The organism is Nitrococcus sp. (assembly GCF_059432795.1).
This window is the reverse complement of sequence record NZ_JBXWZQ010000015.1, coordinates 1-17,953: the sequence shown is the minus strand read 5'-3', so window position 1 is coordinate 17,953 and position 17,953 is coordinate 1. Positions and strand designations below refer to the sequence as shown.

At 64.0% G+C, this 17,953-nt stretch carries 13 protein-coding genes; 7 read left to right on the top strand and 6 right to left on the bottom strand.

The window, feature by feature from the left end; translation table 11 throughout:
* Positions 1 to 266, top strand: a 266-nt coding sequence (locus tag AC52Q4_RS01700) for an alpha/beta fold hydrolase (RefSeq protein ID WP_495535072.1), incomplete at its 5' end; no start/stop codon positions are given.
* Between the two features lie 114 nt (positions 267 to 380).
* Here the strand turns inward: AC52Q4_RS01700 and AC52Q4_RS01695 are convergent.
* From AC52Q4_RS01695 to AC52Q4_RS01685, 3 genes are all read right to left on the bottom strand, one after another.
* Positions 381 to 1,436 carry a methyltransferase domain-containing protein gene (locus tag AC52Q4_RS01695; protein WP_495535071.1) on the bottom strand — a complete coding sequence of 352 codons (1,056 nt, stop codon included), beginning with the start codon at positions 1,434 to 1,436 and terminating at the stop codon, positions 381 to 383.
* 131 nt (positions 1,437 to 1,567) lie between these two features.
* Positions 1,568 to 2,221, bottom strand: coding sequence for a response regulator transcription factor (locus AC52Q4_RS01690; RefSeq protein ID WP_495535070.1), 654 nt, complete (start codon positions 2,219 to 2,221; stop codon positions 1,568 to 1,570).
* A gap of 6 nt (positions 2,222 to 2,227) precedes the next feature.
* Entirely contained in the window at positions 2,228 to 4,237 is a 2,010-nt protein-coding gene (locus tag AC52Q4_RS01685; RefSeq protein WP_495535069.1) for an MASE1 domain-containing protein, read from the bottom strand.
* Positions 4,238 to 4,738: 501 nt separating this feature from the next.
* Here AC52Q4_RS01685 and AC52Q4_RS01680 point away from each other — a divergent pair.
* The 5 genes from AC52Q4_RS01680 to AC52Q4_RS01660 all read left to right on the top strand — a co-directional run bounded on the left by AC52Q4_RS01680 (position 4,739) and on the right by AC52Q4_RS01660 (position 12,895).
* Positions 4,739 to 6,907 (top strand): ABC transporter substrate-binding protein, encoded by a 2,169-nt coding sequence (locus AC52Q4_RS01680; protein WP_495535068.1) that lies wholly within the window; start codon positions 4,739 to 4,741, stop codon positions 6,905 to 6,907.
* Entirely contained in the window at positions 6,904 to 7,881 is a 978-nt protein-coding gene (locus tag AC52Q4_RS01675; protein ID WP_495535067.1) for an ABC transporter permease, read from the top strand. Before AC52Q4_RS01680 ends, AC52Q4_RS01675 begins: the two co-directional genes overlap by 4 nt.
* Positions 7,882 to 7,979: 98 nt before the next feature.
* Positions 7,980 to 9,368 (top strand): ABC transporter permease, encoded by a 1,389-nt coding sequence (locus AC52Q4_RS01670; protein WP_495535066.1) that lies wholly within the window; start codon positions 7,980 to 7,982, stop codon positions 9,366 to 9,368.
* Positions 9,365 to 11,491, top strand: coding sequence for an ABC transporter ATP-binding protein (locus tag AC52Q4_RS01665; protein ID WP_495535065.1), 2,127 nt, complete (start codon positions 9,365 to 9,367; stop codon positions 11,489 to 11,491). Before AC52Q4_RS01670 ends, AC52Q4_RS01665 begins: the two co-directional genes overlap by 4 nt.
* 588 nt (positions 11,492 to 12,079) lie before the next feature.
* On the top strand, positions 12,080 to 12,895 hold the full coding sequence (locus tag AC52Q4_RS01660; protein ID WP_495535064.1) for an NYN domain-containing protein: 816 nt from the start codon (positions 12,080 to 12,082) through the stop codon (positions 12,893 to 12,895).
* Positions 12,896 to 12,907: 12 nt separating this feature from the next.
* On the opposite strand, the gene AC52Q4_RS01655 is transcribed toward AC52Q4_RS01660, so the two are convergent.
* From AC52Q4_RS01655 to purB, 3 genes are all read right to left on the bottom strand, one after another.
* A complete protein-coding gene (locus tag AC52Q4_RS01655) occupies positions 12,908 to 14,656 on the bottom strand; it encodes a DEAD/DEAH box helicase (RefSeq protein ID WP_495535063.1) in 1,749 nt (582 codons plus the stop codon).
* A gap of 126 nt (positions 14,657 to 14,782) precedes the next feature.
* On the bottom strand, positions 14,783 to 15,223 hold the full coding sequence (locus tag AC52Q4_RS01650; RefSeq protein WP_495535062.1) for a GNAT family N-acetyltransferase: 441 nt from the start codon (positions 15,221 to 15,223) through the stop codon (positions 14,783 to 14,785).
* 1 nt (position 15,224) lies between these two features.
* A complete protein-coding gene (gene purB, locus AC52Q4_RS01645; protein ID WP_495535061.1) occupies positions 15,225 to 16,589 on the bottom strand; it encodes an adenylosuccinate lyase in 1,365 nt (454 codons plus the stop codon).
* Between the two features lie 165 nt (positions 16,590 to 16,754).
* Here purB and AC52Q4_RS01640 point away from each other — a divergent pair.
* The coding region (locus tag AC52Q4_RS01640; RefSeq protein WP_495535060.1) for a class II fumarate hydratase at positions 16,755 to 17,953 on the top strand (1,199 nt) is incomplete at its 3' end.

Sequence of the window (17,953 nt, the reverse complement as noted above, 5' to 3'; positions counted from 1 at the left end):
TGATCCGGCAGGTGCGCTCGCTCGACGTGCACGATACCCTGGCCGTCGCGCAGGCGCTGCCGGATCTGCGTGTCCCGGCGCGCGTCGTCTGGGGTGCGGCGGATCAATTTCAGAAACTGAAATACGGCCGGCGTTTGGCGCAGGATCTGGCCGCTCCGCTGCATCGGATCGAACGGGGGCGTCACTTCACCCCGGAGGACCATCCCCAAATTATCGCCCAGCAAATAAACGCCCTGTTAGTGGACGTTCGTCAGGAAATTCCATGAACGGGGGTGATGGAAGCTTCCCAGACGCGCACCGCTGCGCCCGGGCACATCGGGAGCGCGAGCCCCGTCGGCTTTTTCGCGCTGGCCCTCCCCGGTTCGAACTGGGACAGGGGATCAGCAGCAGCCTTCGCCTGATCGATTGCCCGCCGCATCCTGCGGATCGAACGGAATCGCGGTGCCGCAGCCTCTGAAGATGCCGTAGTGGGTCCGTCCCTCGCCGAGGAACTCGAAATGCGGCGCGAGGCGGCTCTGGCGCAGCATGCGATAGGTGTTGCCGCATACCGGGAAGACCCGACCAGCCTCCATATCATGATGCTTGTCCAGTCGGAAGCGGTGAGGCTGCTCGGCCACCGTGCCCTTGTAAATCACGGCCTGGCCGTAGTCCTCGCAGGCCGGTTCCAGCCCGGCGAGGCGAAAAAGGCGGTACGTGGCGGAATAAAAGGCGATGTGGCCGATTCTGGCCTGAATGCGCGGATTGGTCAGGCGCACCGGCCGATCCTCCACCAGACGCGCATCCAGGAAGCCGGCGGTTTGGGCCAGGGCGAGAAAATCGTTCCAGTACAGGGCGCCGCTCAGGCATTCGCCGTAGAGCACCGGATCGCAGGTGAGACTTTGCGGTATGCGCCGATCCGCGTAGACATCCGAGAAATACATCTCCCCGCCCGGCTTGAGCAGCCGGTAGGCCTCTCTCAGGACGGCGCCCTTATCCGGCGAGAGGTTCAATACGCAGTTGGAGACGATCAAATCGAAGGAACCGTCGCCGAGGCCGATCTCGTCCAGGCGTTCTATATGCCCGTGCAGAAACTCCACGTTGGGTTTCGCATAGCCGTAGCGTTGCGTGTGGAAGTCGATGTGCCGCCGGGCGACGGTAAGCTGTTCCTCGGTCATATCCACGCCCACCACGCGACCGCGCTCGCCCACCAGGCGGGAGAGAACGTAACAGTCGCGCCCGGCGCCGCAGCCCAGATCCAGGACACTGAGGCCTTCCAGCACTTCCGGAGCCACCAAGCCGCAACCGTAGTAGCGGCTCTGGATCTCCGGGTGTATCTCGGACAACGCTCCTTTCAGTGCCGTGGGCACGGCATCCGGCGTGCAACAGGCATCGGTCTGCAAATCCTGCGATCCGGACAGCACCTGGCCGTAGTAGTGTTTGACGTCCTCGCGGTCCATCCGCATTCTCCGGTGCGCGCTGTGTGTGGGTACTTTGCTGGGAAATCGCGGCGTTTCGAATACGTGGTGTTACGTATCGGTTTGCCTCGGGCCGCAAGGCAGAGCTGCCTGGTTGGGCGGTCTTGGCCGCCTCAGCCGGACATGAATCGCTTGCGGTAGCGCTCGCTGGAGAGTACCACGCGTACGAGCTGGGATACGTTGCTCACCCCCATTTTGTGCAGGACTCGCGCGCGATGGATTTCGACGGTGCGGGTGCTCACACGCAGTTCCCTGGCAATGATCTTGTTCACCTTGCCCTCGACCAGTTGGGCCATGACCTCCCATTCGCGCGGGGTGAGCAGGTTGAGATTGCGCTCGAGGCGCGCCGCGGCGGCGATGTGTTCGCGGTTGCTGGCATCCAGCTCGAGTGCCTTGTGCACGCAATCGAGCAGCGCCTGATCACTGAAGGGTTTCTCCAGGAAATCCAGCGCCCCGGCACGCACCGCCCGTACCGCCATGGCGATGTCGCCGTGTCCCGAAATGAAGATAACGGGCAGCGCGATGCCCCGTTCCAGGAGTTGCTGCTGGGCGGCCAGCCCGCTCAGGCCGGGCATGCGCACGTCGAGCACGAGGCAACCCGGGCGTTGCCAGACACCGGCCTGAAGAAATTCATGGGCGGTGGCGAAGGTCTCGACGGCGAGACCGGCGGAACGCATCAGCAGACTGACCGAATCCCGAACATCCGCCTCATCGTCCACGACGAACACGGTCGGCGTGCTTTCGGGTAAATGCGCTGAGCGTTTCATGATTCGCTACCCCGCCTCGGCTCGGGCCTCGGAGGCGATGGGAAGGGAGAAGCGGAACTCCGCGCCGCCATTCGCGCGGTTCGCGGCACGGAGGCGTCCGCCGTGGTTCTCGACGATCGATCGGCTGATCGAGAGCCCAAGACCCATGCCGTCGGCCTTGCCGGTGACGAACGGCTCGAAGACGCTGTCCAGCAACTCCGCCGGCAGACCGGGACCCGTATCCGCGACGAGCACTTCCACGTAACCTTTCCGGTCGGCGGCTGTCCGAATGAGCAGGCGCCGCGCGGTGTGGTCGGCACTCATCGCCTCGACGGCGTTGCGGATCAGATTGACCAGCACCTGATGAATCTGGATCCGGGCGGCCTCCACCGCCGGAAGATCCGGCTGGAGTCTCACATCGACCTTGACGCGACCGCGACGGAGCTCAGCGGAGGTCAGCTCCAGGACGTCCTTGACCAGGGCATTGAGGTCGGCCGGGCCGAGGCTGGGAGGCTCCTTGCGCACGAAGTTTCGCATATGGCGCACGATCTCGCCGGCGCGTTGCGCGTTGGCGGCGACGCGCTTCATGGCACCGACGAGCTCCGGGTCGGCGTCGGCTCCCAGCAGTCGCGTGCAGGCCTGGGAGTAAGTGGTGATGGCGCAAAGCGGCTGGTTCAGCTCATGGGCCAGGCCTGCCGCCATCTCGCCCATGGCGCTGAGCCGTCCGACGTGAGCCAGCTCATCGAGGTATTGCCGGGACTCCTCCTCCGCACGGCGACGCTCCGTGACATCGCGGCCGACCGCGACCACCGCGCCCGGCGAGCCGTTCTCCGTCAGCACCGCTTTGGCGGCCCAGCCGAGCCAGCGCGGCCCACGGGGTGTCTGCACGGATTGCTCGAGGTAGCAGCACCACGGCGGGGCGAACAGCCGGCCCCACGGGCTCTGGGGATCGTCCTTGTCGGCACTGCGGATCAGCAGCCGAAACGGTTTGCCGATCAGGCGCTCGGGCGTTTCGCCGAAAGTCTCGGCGACCGTGGGGCTGGCGAAAAGAACGAGGCCTTCACGGTCGGTCTTTACCACCAGATCGGTCTGGTTCTCCACCATCAGGCGGTACTTCGCCTCGCTCTCCCGCACCGCACGTTCTGCCGCACGGCGCTCGGCCAGCGCGCTCGCGAGCAGGAGCGTGGTCAGGCTCAGCATGCCGAGATGGGCGTGTAAGGAGAGAAAATTCTCACGCAGCGTCGACCCGGCGAACGGGCCATGCGCGGCGTTGGTGTAGGCGACGGCAATCGCGGCGTAGACGAGAACCAGCAGCGCCGCCTCCTTCGGCCGGCAGCGCACCGCCGCCCAGATCATCAGCGGAAAGACGATGTAGGAGAGGGGTTTGGACATGGCCAGCCCGGAGGGCAGCACGTCGCTATAGACGACCCAGGCGGCGAGGACCACGCTGGCGAGCAACACCGCTTGCTCGGCGCGCAAACGGCGGGAGGGCGCGAGGCCGGGGTCCATGGCCCAGGCTATGAGAACCGGCCCGACCAGAAGGATTCCCATCATGTCGGCCACCCAGCACATCCACCACAGCGTGACAAAACCTTGCCACGGGGCCATGCCCGCAACATACATGACCGCGGAGCCGACCAGCGAACTCAGCGCGCTGCTAACGAGCGCGCCGAAAGCAACGAAGCGCAGCACGTCGCCGATCCGTTCGAAGCGTGGCCGGAATCCGCTGCGGTGTAGTAGCCACGCACCGAAAGCCGCGGCCACCGCGGCACCCATGGCCGCGGCCGCCGCGGCGAGCACCACGTGCGCCAGCAGCAGGTGAGCCGCGCACGCCGCGAGCGCCACCGTTACCACGAAACGCCAGCCCAGCAGATAGACAACAGCCAAGGCGAGGCCGGTTACCGGCCACACCAAGCTGAATTTCGCTTGCGGCAGGCCGAAATACATGCCGAGCTGCACGGCCAGGCAATAAGCGACGAACACGCCAAGGTGCGCCATGGCTTCTGCAATGCCAGTACGCAGGGCTAGGGCTGGCATGAGGGCTCGTCCGTTTGCGCCGGAATAGGCGCGCTTCGTTCATACATTGTAGGGCGTTTTGCGGTATCGTCGGTGGCTTTGAGGGCCGGTAACGGGCGAGGGTAATCGGTGGGTCCCGCGGTACTTGGCGACGGGCTGTTCGGTATCGCGGCCTCGCGGTGGGGCAGGCTCCGGCACTGTGCTTGTCAACACCGAGTGAGGCATCCATGCTAAGCGCCCGGGGCAAAAGTTGCTGTTGCGTGGACCGCTTCGCCGACGTGGGCAATCAATTCACTGAACGGTATGATGCGGAACCGCGAAGCGAGCCTCAATGGGTACGCATCGCCGTCGCCGCACGGCGGTGTCGTTTCGGGAACGCTCGAGTGTATTTCAATTTGGATTTCGGGATCAGGGCGTCAACTCCATTGGCCAACGGCTTGGCCGATGTCGCTATCCATGATGCGCAACGCACGCAATAGTGCTGCAGGGCCTGGAACGGTTCCCGCACGGTCCGCTTGGCGAATGCCGCGTCTACGGGGCGGGGGTTTCACTCTCGCCTTGCTGTTATTCACGCTCGCCGGCTGCGGTCTGGCGCCCTGGAACGATCCCTATCCGGCGAGCCAGGCGGGCGAGAACATCATTTATTCGGCCTTTTTGGAACAGCCGAAGCATCTCGACCCGGCGCGCTCGTATAGCGTCAACGAATCGCAATTCATTTCCCAGATCTACGAGCCGCCGCTGCAGTATCATTACCTCAAGCGGCCCTATGAGCTCGAGCCGCTCGCGGCGACTGAAATCCCCGAGCCGCAATATCTCGATGCGCAGTTCATGGAGCTGCCGGCGGACGCATCGGAGGCCGACGTGGCCTACAGCGCCTACGAGATCCATATCCAGCCGGGGATTCGCTATCAACCTCATCCCGCCTTTGCGCGCAACGCCGAGGGCGAGTACCGCTACCATGCATTGAGCCGTTCGGACCTCGAGGGTATTCGTGAGCTGCGCGATTTCGAGCACGAGGGGACGCGCGAGCTCACCGCGGCGGACTATGTCTACGAGATCAAGCGCCTCGCCCACCCGGCACTGCAATCGCCCATTCTCGGGTTCATGAGAGAGTACATCCTGGGGCTTGACCGGTACTCAGAAAAACTGCAAGGGATCTATGACGAGATCAAGGCCGAGCAGGGGGAGGGCGCCTTCCTCGATTTGCGGGATTATCCGCTGCAAGGGGCCCGTGTGGTCGATCGCACGACGTATCGGATTACCATCAAAGGGAAGTACCCGCAGTTTCGTTTCTGGTTGGCGATGCCGTTCTTCGCGCCGGTGCCTTGGGAGGCGGACCGCTTCTACAGGCAACCCGGCATGGCGGAGCGCAACCTTTCGCTGGACTGGTATCCCGTGGGCACCGGCCCCTTCATGCTCACGCAGAACGATCCCAATCTGCGCATGGTGCTGACGCGCAATCCCAACTTCCATGGTGAGCGTTATCCAAGCTCCGGCTTGCCGCTCGATGCCCGCCCGGCGCTGCTGCGGGACGCCGGAAAGCCGCTGCCTTTGGTCGATAAAGTCGTATTCAGTCTCGAGAAGGAATCCATTCCCTACTGGAGCAAGTTCCTGCAGGGTTATTACGATGCCTCGGGGGTCGGCTCGGACAGCTTCGATCAAGCCATACAGTTCTCCGGTCAGGGCAGCCCGGAAGTGTCGGCGGCGATGCGCGATAAGGGCATCCGGCTCGAGACCGCGGTGACCACGTCCATCTATTACATGGGCTTCAACATGCTCGACGACGTGGTGGGTGGTGAGAGCGAGCGCGCGCGCAAACTGCGCCGGGCCATCTCCATTGCCGTCGATTACGAAGAGTACATTTCCATCTTTGCCAACGGCCGGGGAATTGCAGCACAAGGGCCGATCCCGCCGGGCATCTTCGGCCACCGCGAAGGGGGCTACAATCCCTACGTTTACGATCTGGTGGCCGGGAAGCCGCAGCGCAAACCCATCGAGGTGGCGCGGAGGCTGATGGCGCAAGCCGGCTACCCGGGGGGGCGTGACCCCGAGACCGGCGGTCCGCTGGTGCTGCATTTCGATACCCCCGCCACCGGCCCCGACAGCAAATCCCGGCTGGACTGGTTTCGCAAGCAGTTCGCAAAGCTCGGCATTCAGCTCGTGGTGCGGGCGACGGACTACAACCGCTTCCAGGACAAGATGCAAAAGGGTACGGAACAGATCTTCGAATGGGGCTGGGTCGCCGACTATCCGGACCCGGAGAACTTTCTTTTCCTGCTCTACGGCCCCAACGCCAAGGTCGACAGGGGCGGTGAAAATCCCGCCAACTACTCCAACGCGGAGTTTGACCGGCTGTTCACCCGCGTGAAGAACATGGACGACGGTGCCAGGCGCCGGGAGCTCATCGATCGGATGGTGCACATCGTCCGCCGCGATGCGCCGTGGGTGTGGGGCTTTTATCCCGAGCTTTTCGTGCTTCACCATGGTTGGTATCACAACCTCAAGCCGAACACGATGGCGAACAATACCGTCAAATACATTCGTGTCGACCCAGCGTTGCGGGCCGCGCGCCGCCGGGCGTGGAATCAGCCGGTCATCTGGCCTTTGATCGCCGTGTTCGCGCTGGTGGTGGCGGGACTGGTGCCCGGTATCGTCGCCTATCGGCGAAGAGAGCGGGCCGCGGCGCTATGATTGCCTACATCATACGCCGTACGCTCTATGCGGTGCCGATTCTCATCGGTGTGAATTTGCTCACGTTTATGTTGTTCTTTGTCGTCAACAGCCCCGATGACATGGCCCGCATGCACCTTGGCGCGAAACGCATCACACCGGCGGCGGTCGAGCAATGGAAACATGAATACGGCTACGACAAGCCATTGCTTTGGAACGAGGACGCGCAGGGGGGCGGGAAACTGACGGACACCATCTTCTATGCCAAATCCGTGCGGCTGTTCGTGTTCGATTTCGGTCGCTCCGACCGCGGCCGTGATATCGGCTACGACATTCGCCAGCGCATGTGGCCAAGCCTTGCGATCGCAATTCCGACGTTGCTCATCGGCTTGCTGGTGAATATTACGTTCGCGATGCTGATCGCCTTCTTCCGGGGCACCTCCTTCGATCTCTCCGCGGTCGTGCTGTGTGTGATGATGATGTCCGTTTCCACCCTTTTCTACATCATCGGAGGGCAGTTCCTGATCGGCAAGATCTTCGACCTCGTACCGATCTCGGGTTTTCTGCACGGCATCGAGGCTTGGAAATTTCTGATTCTGCCGGTGGCGGTGGGGGTGGTGAGCGGTATTGGGATGGGTACGCGCTGGTATCGCACGATCTTTCTCGAGGAACTCGGCAAGGACTATATCCGCACGGCGCGCGCGAAAGGTCTCTCCGAGCGCCTGGTGCTTTTCCGCCACGCTCTGCGCAACGCTTTGATACCCATACTCACCGGGATCGTCGCGGTGCTGCCCTTGCTGTTCATGGGCAGCCTGCTGCTCGAATCCTTCTTCGGCATTCCAGGCCTCGGCAGCTACACCATCGACGCCATCAACAGCCAGGACTTCGCGATCGTGCGCGCCATGGTCTTCCTCGGTTCCGTGCTCTATATCGTCGGCTTGCTGCTGACCGATATCTCCTACACCGTCGTGGATCCTCGGGTGCGGCTGCAGTGATGGGCCGTGCGTCGATCCAGCGCTCGGCGGCGCCGCTCGAAAGCGCCGGCAACCGGCAAGCGGCGGATGTAACGCCGCGCAATGCAGGGGACTGACCGATGCCGGTGGTGCTGTGGACTGACGCTTTGCTTTACCTGCTCGTGCTGATGGTCCTGCTTTACGCGCTGCGGGTGCGGCAACGTGAGCCCCTGCGCGCGCCGTGGCGCCGGGTCATGCAAAGTCCGGTCGCCATGGGCGCGGCGGTCGTGCTGGGCGCTTACCTGCTGGTCGCGCTCGCCGACTCGCTGCATTTTCGTTCCAAGGCGAACGGCGGAGGCTACGGCGAGGTGATCAGCGTGTTCGATTATTGGGTTACGCCGTTGCGCAGCCGCACCGAGAAGACCTACTCCGCGCCATTTGCCACTCACCTCTACGCCAAAGAGACGATGGAGCTCGATGACGGGCGCGAGGTCCGGGGTTACCCGCGCCTCGTCTACGGCGGCGCGCACCTGGACGAGCCTCGGGCGCAGCGTGCCGGGGATATCCTGCATACCTCGCTGCGCGCACTCGCCGAGGCGGCGCTCGCAAGCCTCGTGCTGAGCCTGATAGTGGTCAGCGGACTCGCGCGCCACGCCGGCACGAGCTGGCGCGAGAGCCTGCGGCGGCTGCGGCACGGGCGTACCCGCGTACCGTGGCGAACCTTCATTGCGACCGCCACGGCGCTCATCGCGCTGGTGTTTCTGCTCATCGAGCTCAGCGCGAGCTACCATGTGCTCGGCACGGACAAGGTGGGACAGGACGTGCTCTACGAGGCCACCAAGAGCATACGCACGGGGTTGATCATCGGCACGCTCTCGACGCTGGTCATGCTGCCCTTCGCGATCGCGTTGGGGCTGGCGGCGGGTTATTTCCGCGGCTGGGTCGACGATATCGTTCAGTACCTTTACACGACCCTCAACTCGATTCCGAGCGTGCTGCTCATCGCGGCCGCCATCCTGATGATTCAGGTCTACATGGCAAATCACCCCGAGAGCTTCAACAGCGTCACGGAGCGCGCGGATCTGCGCCTGCTCTTTCTCTGCATCATCCTCGGCATCACGAGCTGGACAAATCTCTGCCGTTTGCTGCGCGGCGAGGTCCTGAAGCTGCGCGAGGTGGACTACGTGCAGGCGGCATCGGCCTTCGGCGTGCGGCATGGCAACATCATGCTGCGCCATCTGGTGCCCAACGTGATGCATATCGTGTTGATCATGGTCGTGCTGGACTTCAGTGGCCTGGTGCTGGCCGAGGCCGTTCTCTCCTATATCAATATCGGCGTGGACCCCTCCACCAACAGCTGGGGCAACATGATCAACAGCGCCCGCCTGGAGCTCGCCCGAGAGCCGGTGGTGTGGTGGTCGCTGGCTGCGGCGTTCGTTTTCATGTTCGCGCTCGTGCTCGCGGCCAATCTGTTCGCCGATGTGGTGCGCGATGCCTTTGATCCGCGGTTGCGACGAGAGACGACATGAGCGAACCGTTGCTGGAGGTGAGCGGCCTCAAGACATGGTTCGATAGCACCGGCGGGACGGTGCGCGCGGTGGACGGCGTCGACTTCAGAGTCTCGCGGGGCGAGACGTTTGCATTGCTCGGTGAATCCGGCTGCGGCAAGTCCATGACCGCGCTGTCCATGATGCGCTTGCTGCCGGCGGCAGCGCGCATCGTGGCCGGCGAGGTACGGCTGGGTAACCGCAACCTGCTGGCGCTGCCGGAAATGGCGATGCGCGGCGTGCGTGGCCGGCAGCTCGCGATGATCTTCCAAGAGCCCCAGAGCTCGCTCAACCCGGTGTTGAGCGTCGGTGAGCAGATCGCCGAGACCTTGCGCCGGCGCGCCAACGGTTACCACGCGGATGGCCTGAGACACCGCGTGCTCGAGCTGCTCGATGCGGTGGGGATCCCGGATCCGCCCCGGCGCATGCGGGAGTATCCGCATCAGCTCTCCGGCGGTATGAAGCAGCGGGTAATGATTGCGATCGCGCTCGCCGGAGAGCCCGAGCTGCTGATTGCCGACGAGCCGACCACGGCACTCGATGTGACCATACAGGCGCAGGTTCTCGCGCTGCTGCGAGACCTGCAGCAGCGCACGGGCATGGCGATGGTGCTGATCACCCACGATCTCGGGGTGGTCGCCGAGATGGCCGATCGCGTGGCGGTGATGTACGCGGGGCACGTGGTGGAGCAGGCCCCGGCCGCCGCATTCTTCGCCCGGCCCGCGCATCCTTACTCACGCAAGCTCTTCGCCTCGCTGCCCAATCTCGGCAAGCGGGCAACGCGGCTTGCCGTCATTCGCGGCTCGGTGCCCTCGCTGGCGCGCGAGTTCAAAGCCTGCCGGTTCGAGGAGCGCTGCGATTACGCCTGGTCCGCCTGCCGCGAGGTTGCGCCACGCTGGCTCGAATTCGAACGCGGGCGTCATGTTCGCTGTCATCTGTATGATCCGGCCCAGGCCGGCGAGGCGCTGACCGAGCACGCGCTCGATGACGGTTCGGACAAGGGGACGGCCGTGCGCGAGCCCGATCCGGCGGGGCAGGCGCTGCTGCGGGTCGAGGCGCTCAAAGTGCACTTTCCGATTCATGCCGGTCTGTTCAAGCGCGTGGTGGGCTACGTACGCGCGGTCGATGGGCTCTCGCTTGCGATACCGGCCGGGCGAACACTGGCGCTGGTCGGAGAATCGGGCTGCGGCAAGACCACGGTGGGCAAAGGAATCCTGCAGCTCCTGCGGCCCACGGTGGGGAGGGTGAACTTCGCCGGAGAGGAGCTGACGCGGCTCGGTAGCCGGGCGCTGCGTCGCCGGCGCAAGGAGCTGCAGATCATTTTCCAGGACCCCTATTCATCAATGAATCCGCGCATGATGATCGGGGATATCCTCGAGGAAGGCATGCTCGCGCAGCGCATCGGCGCCACTCAGTCGGCGCGCCGGGAGCGCATCGGCGCGCTGCTCGAGCAGGTCGGGCTGGATGCGGGCGTGATGCGGCGCTATCCGCATGAATTCTCGGGCGGGCAGCGGCAGCGAATCTGCATCGCGCGGGCGCTCGCTGTGGACCCCAAGCTCATTATCTGCGACGAGCCGACCAGCGCGCTGGACGTCTCGGTGCAGGCGCAGATCCTGAATCTTCTCCAGGAACTGCAGCAACAGCTCGGGCTCTCCTATCTTTTCATCACCCACAACCTGGCGGTCGTCGAGTATCTGGCCCATGAGGTGGCCGTGATGTATCTCGGGCGCATCGTCGAGCGCGGGACGGTCGAGGAGGTCTTGCGTGCCCCGCGGCATCCCTATACGCGCGCGCTGCTGGCGGCGGTGCCGACCGTGGACCCGCAGTCGAAACGCGAGATTATCCGCCTCGCCGGCGATTTGCCGTCTCCGGCGGATCCGCCGGCGGGCTGTCACTTTCATCCCCGGTGTCCGCAGGCCATGCGCCAGTGTCGCGAGGTTTATCCCGGTGACACGCGATTCAGCGATACCCACAGCGCTTGTTGTTATCTCTATGGCGATGGGGCGCGGACACCGAATGCGGGTACCGAGGGCCGTCGCACGGGGCAGAAAACCGAGGGTCGGCGAGCCGATCGCGGTAGATCACAAGCGATGCGCTCCCGTTAGCGAACGCCGGCCGCGGCACGCATCAAAACCAAGAAAGATCCCCCCGCCAGCCGTCCTTGGCCGACGAGAGGTAACGCGGGGCAGGTGGGGTTATTGTTGTCGGAGAGCTGCGGTGCCTGGTTCTGTCGCCTTCCTCTGGCCGAGTGACGACCATCCTAGGTTTGTTAGATGACAAACGTATTATTGAGGTGTGACGGAAAGATTTCCGGGGGCGGCCGATGTGCTGGAGGAGGCGCTTCGCCCGTGCGTGGCAGCGCGACCTGAGCTCGTTTCGGGGTGACTCCCCACGCGGCACGCGCGGAGAGCATGTCCGTCCTGCGGAAATAATCTGCAAGGCGCGTTGCGATCGGCCGTTTGTGGCGGCCAAGCGTATGGCTACACTGTTTTATAAATGGCCCCCGGCGGAATTCTCAGGCAGGATTTTTGTTATAGGATGCCGACCTTTCCCATCCGCGTTCCCCGCTCATGCAACGCCCGGCCGAATTGCTGCTTCTGATCGGGGCGTCGAGTGACGTGCATCGCGGTTTCGCCCATTAGGCTCCCGCCAGCAGGCAATGCTTGGTTGGCGCCTCAGCCGAAGGACACACCATGTCCGAGTCGTCGCCCACCCGCAACATGGCCGTTTTTTGTGACTTCGAGAACGTTGCTCTGGGAGTGCGGGACGCGAAGTACGCGGCGTTCGATATCCAGAAGGTGCTCGAGCGTCTCTTGCTCAAGGGCAATATCGTGGTCAAGAAGGCCTACTGTGATTGGGACCGGTACAAAGAGTTCAAGCCGGCGATGCACGAGGCCTCGTTCGAGCTGATCGAGATACCCCATCTGCGCTTGTCGGGGAAGAATTCGGCGGATATCCGGTTAGTGGTGGATGCCCTGGATCTTTGCTACACCAAGGCTCATGTGGATGCCTTCGTGATCGTCAGCGGCGACTCGGATTTCTCGCCGCTGGTCAGCAAGCTGCGGGAGAACAACAAGCTGGTGATCGGGGTGGGGGTCAAGAGCTCGGCTTCGGATCTGCTGATTTCCAACTGCGACGAGTTCATTTACTACGACGATCTGGTGCGTGAGTCCGACAAGCTGCAGCGGCGCCGACGCCGGCCCGGCGCCAAGCCTCCCGACAAGAAGGCCGCCGCCGAGCCGGAGGAGAGCCGAAAGCAGCGAGCGCTCGATTTGGTGTTGGAAACCACGGAGGATCTGTTCAAGGAGCGGGGCGAGGAGGACAAGGTCTGGGGCTCGATGGTCAAACAGGCGATCAAGCGTCGCAAGCCGGGTTTCAGCGAGGGTTATCACGGTTTCCGCAGCTTCGGTCAGCTGCTGGAGGAGGCTCAGGCGCGGGGCCTCCTCACCCTGCAGCATGACGAGAAGTCAGGCGGGTACATTATCGAGAGCTTCAGCGCGGATTCGTAACCGCGACTGGTTTCAAATGGCCCGCACCTTGCGCGTGGGCTTGAAGGCCGCGTTTGCTTGGGAAGACCGAGCGCCGGCATTGCGCGCATCGTCGAGCGAGAGCGCCAACGCCCGCCCCGCGACGCGGGTCTTCTGCAGATGCCGACGCACGGCATTCGGCATGCCTTCGGGTAACTCCACGGTGCTATGCCAATCATGAATGTCGATGCGCCCGATGTGGCGGCTATCGAGCCCGGCTTCATTGGCGATGGCGCCGAGAATGTTTCCGGGCTTGGCGCCGTGGCTGCGGCCGACTTCGATGCGGTAGCGTGCCATGCTGACTCGCGGCGCCGACGGGTCGCGACCGGGTGCGCGGGTTCGTGCGCGCGATGGCTTGCCAAGTGGCGCCTGTGGCGCCAAGCGACGCCGCTCTGAGCCGAGCGCCTTGGGCTCGGGCGGGGCGTCTGGCAGCAACGGGACATCACCCTGGAGGAGCTTGGCCAACGCGGCAGCGATCTCGATGGTTGCCACGTCGTGACGGCGCTGATAGGCCTCGATCATCTCCCGAAATAGGTCCAGATCCTGCGCGGCGAGGACGTCGCTGATCTTCTGCTGAAAACGGGCGATGCGCCGGTCGTTGATCGCTTCCGTGCTGGGCGGGCTCATGGGCGCAATCTTCTGCCGCGTGGCATTCTCGATGATCCGCAGCATGCGCTGCTCGCGCGGGGCGACGAACAGGATCGCCTCGCCGGCACGCCCGGCGCGGCCGGTCCGCCCGATACGGTGCACGTAAGCTTCGGGATCATTGGGGATGTCGTAATTGATCACGTGACTGATGCGATCCACATCGAGGCCGCGGGCGGCGACATCCGTGGCCACCAGTATGTCGAGCTTGCCGGTTTTCAATTGCTGCACGGTCTGCTCGCGGCGCTTTTGCGCGATGTCTCCGCTCAGCGCTGCCGCCGCGTAGCCGCGGGCTTCGAGCTTCTCGGCGAGCTCGGCGGTTGCGGTCCGGGTGCGCACGAAGACGATCATGCCGTCCAATGGCTCGGCTTCCAGGATCCGGGTCAGGGCATCGAGCTTGTAACTGGCGTGGAGCAGCCAATAGCGTTGGCGGATGGTTGCCGCTGTCTTGGTGCGGACCTCGATGCGAATCTCCTGGGGATCGCGCAGGTGATTTTGCGCGATACGCCGGATTTGCGCTGGCAACGTCGCGGAGAAAAGCGCGATTTGCCGCTTCGTCGGTATCTGCTCCAGGATCCACTCGACATCGTCGATAAAGCCCATGCGCAGCATTTCGTCCGCTTCATCGAGCACCAGACAACCGAGCGCCTCGAGCTTCAACGTGCCGCGGCGCATGTGATCCATGACACGCCCCGGCGTGCCGACGACGACATGGACACCGCGGGCGAGCTGCTGGAACTGGCCCCGGTAATCCTGACCGCCGTAGAGCGGAAGGACATGGAAGCCGCTGAGGTGAGCGGCATAGCGCTGGAACGCTTCCGCGACCTGTATGGCCAGCTCCCGGGTCGGCGTCAACACGAGCACCTGCGGCGCGGCCAGGCTCAAGTCGAGCCGCGAGAGCAAGGGTAGGGCGAAGGCGGCGGTTTTGCCGGTACCCGTCTGTGCTTGGCCGAGCACATCGCGGCCGGCGAGAACCTGCGGGATGGTGCGCGCCTGTATGGGCGAGGGCGTCTCATAGCCCACTTCCCGGAGCGCGGCGAGCACGGCCGTCGGCAGGCCAAGGTCTTGGAAAGTGATGTTCGAGGTCGAGTCAGTCATGTGAGCAATTCGCTTTGGGTCCCTTGCAAGAGGCCATAGGATACGTGCTTCAGACGTTTAAGCCTGAAAGGGAATCGGCTGTCGGGAGAATCACTCAGCGCAAGTCGGCTTGGCGTTGAGCGCGGATCATGGCGCATGATCCGAAAGCGCGCGTCGCATCATTCGATGCGGTATGCCGACGTCCTGGAAAATCTCGCCGTAAGGTTCGAACCGAAGCTTCTCGTAGAATGCGATCACAGGCAATTGCGCCGCTAAGGCCACCGTGTGCATCCCGGCTTCTGCGGCTTCCTCCAGGGCGGCCTGGAGCAATTGCCTGCCGATGCCGCGTCGGCGCCAGGCCGGGAGCACCGCCATGCGACCGATGTGCGCGTTCGGGGTGAGCCGTACGGTGCCGATTGGCGCATCGTAATCGGTCACGACGACCAGATGGCGGCTGGTCTGATCCAAGCTGTCCCACTCCAGTTCAACGGCAATGCCCTGCTCTTCGATGAAGACCCATCGGCGCACCGGTGCCGCCAGGTGCCCCAGCTCGAGCCAGCTGCCTCTTAGCAGCCTCCCCACCGCCATGTCACACCTCCCGTGCCAGGCGCTCAGCGAGTCCAATATAGGTGGCGGGTGTCAAATTCGCCAGCTCCCGCCGCGCCGGCTCGGGCAGGTTGAGCTCGCGCAGGAATGCCTGCAGGGCGGCCGGTTCCACGCGTTGTCCCCGGGTCAACGCCTTGAGACGCTCATAGGGTGCCTCGATGCCGTGCCGGCGCATCACCGTCTGAATGGCCTCGGCAAGCACCGCCCAGTTGCCATCCAGATCGGCGCGCAACCGCTCCCGGTCGACATCAAGCTTATCCAGCCCCTTGCACAACGCCTGGTAGGCGATATGCGAATAGGCCAGGGTGACCCCGACGTTGCGCAGCGCCGTGGAGTCCGTCAGGTCGCGCTGCCAGCGCGAGATCGGCAGCTTGCGCGCCAGATGCCCGAGCAGCGCATTGGCGATCCCGAGGTTGCCCTCGGCGTTTTCGAAATCGATCGGGTTGACCTTGTGCGGCATGGTGGAAGAGCCCACTTCGCTCTCGATCGGGCGCTGTTTGAAGTAGCCCCACGCGATGTAACCCCAGATGTCGCGCGCCAGATCGATCAATACCGTATTCAGTCGAGCGAGGGCATCGAAGAACTCGGCGATCCCGTCGTGGGGCTCGATTTGAGTCGTGTACGGATTCCATTCCAGCCCCAGCCCCTCGATATAGCGACGCGTGAGCGCGCGCCAATCGACCTCCGGGTAGGCGCAGACATGAGCGTTGTAGTTGCCCACGGCGCCGTTGATCTTGCCCGGCAGGGTGTTCGACAGCTGCTTGCGCTGGCGCTCCAGTCGGCGCACGACATTGGCCAGCTCCTTGCCCAGTGTGGTCGGGGAGGCCGGTTGCCCGTGCGTGCGCCCGAGCATGGCATCCCCGGCATAGGCGTGCGCAAGCGCGCGCAGTCGCTCGATAAGGGCATCGAGGCTTGGCTGCAGCACTTGCTCGCGCACCGCGTTGAGCATGCGCGCGTAGGCGAGATTGTTAATATCCTCGGACGTGCAGGCAAAATGCGCGAACTCTTGCACTGCCGCCAGCTCGGGGTGCTCGGCGAGGCGTTCCTTGAGGAAGTACTCGAGCGCTTTCACATCGTGATTGATTCTGGCCTCGATGTGCTTGATCCGCTCGGCGGCCGGAAGGTCGAAGTCTTCGATCATGCGCTCGAGAAAGCGCTGTGCCTCCGGCGAGAGTTCCGGGACTTCCGTGATCGCGGGCTCGGCGGCCAGCGCCTGGAGCCAGCGCACCTCTACCGTGAGGCGCTGCCGCAGGAGCGCGTATTCGCTCACCAGCGCCGCCATCGAGGCGGTTTTCTCGCCGTAGCGGCCGTCAACAGGAGAGATGGCCGTAAGTCGGGTTAAATCCATGCGTTCGGCGTGAGTATCAGGGTGATCGACCGGAATTGGGGGTAGAGTGTAGTCGTCGCAGCGACAGGTTCAGTCAACGAGCAACGTATTGTATACCCGCCAGGGTAGGACCGCACCCCGGAGTGTAGCCACTCCGGGCGTGCAGCGAACACAGAAGGAGCGGGCATGAGCGAACAGGACTATCGAATCGAGAAGGACAGCATGGGCGAGCTTCGAGTCCCTGGGAACGCCCTTTACGGCGCGCAGACCCAGCGGGCGGTCGAGAACTTCCCCATCAGCAGCCTGCGTCTGCCGAGGGCTTTCATTCGTGCCCTCGGGCTGATCAAGGCGAGCGCCGCCCGCGCCAACGCCCGACTCGGAGAGCTCGACCAGCCCGTTGCCGATGCCATCGTCCATGCCGCGGAAGCGGTGGCGCAGGGCGAATACGATGCGCACTTTCCCGTGGACGTATTCCAAACCGGCTCGGGCACGAGCACCAACATGAACGCCAATGAGGTGATCGCGCGGTTGGCCTCCCGGCGGGCCGGGATCGCGGTGCATCCGAACGATCATGTGAATTTGGGGCAGAGCAGCAACGACGTCATCCCCACCGCCATTCATGTGAGCGCCGCGTTGGAGTGTGAGCAAAACCTGTTGCCGGCGCTCGCGGAGCTGGCGCGGGCGCTGGAGGCGCGCGCTAAGGAACTCGCAGACGTCACTACCACCGGGCGCACGCACTTGATGGATGCGATGCCGGTTACGCTCGGCCAGGAGATCGGCGGCTGGGCGGCGCAGATTCGCCACGCCGGTGAGCGGATCGAAAATGCGCTCGAGCGGGTGCATGCCCTGGCGCAGGGCGGCACCGCCGTGGGAACCGGCATCAATGCCCATCCCGAGCTCGGTTCCCAAGTGGCTGCGCTGCTCAGCGAGCAGACCGGTATCGCCTTTCGGGTCAGCGCGAATCACTTCGAGAGCCTGAGCAGCCAGGATGCGGCGGTCGAGCTCTCCGCTCAGCTCAAGGGGGCGGCGGTGAGCCTGATGAAGATCGCCAATGACCTGCGGTGGATGAACAGCGGGCCGCTGGCCGGGCTCGGTGAGATTACGCTGCCCGCGCTGCAGCCCGGCAGCAGCATTATGCCGGGCAAAGTCAATCCGGTGATTCCCGAGGCGGTGGCGATGGTCGCCGCGCAGGTCATCGGCAACGACCTGAGCATCACCGTGGCCGGACAGTCGGGGAACTTTCAGCTCAACGTCATGCTGCCGTTGATCGCTTATAATTTGCTCCAGAGCATAGATGTGTTGGCGCGCTCGAGCCGTGTGCTCGCTGAAAAGGCCATTCGTGGCTTCACGGTCAACACGCCGCGATTGCACGAGGCGCTTGCGCG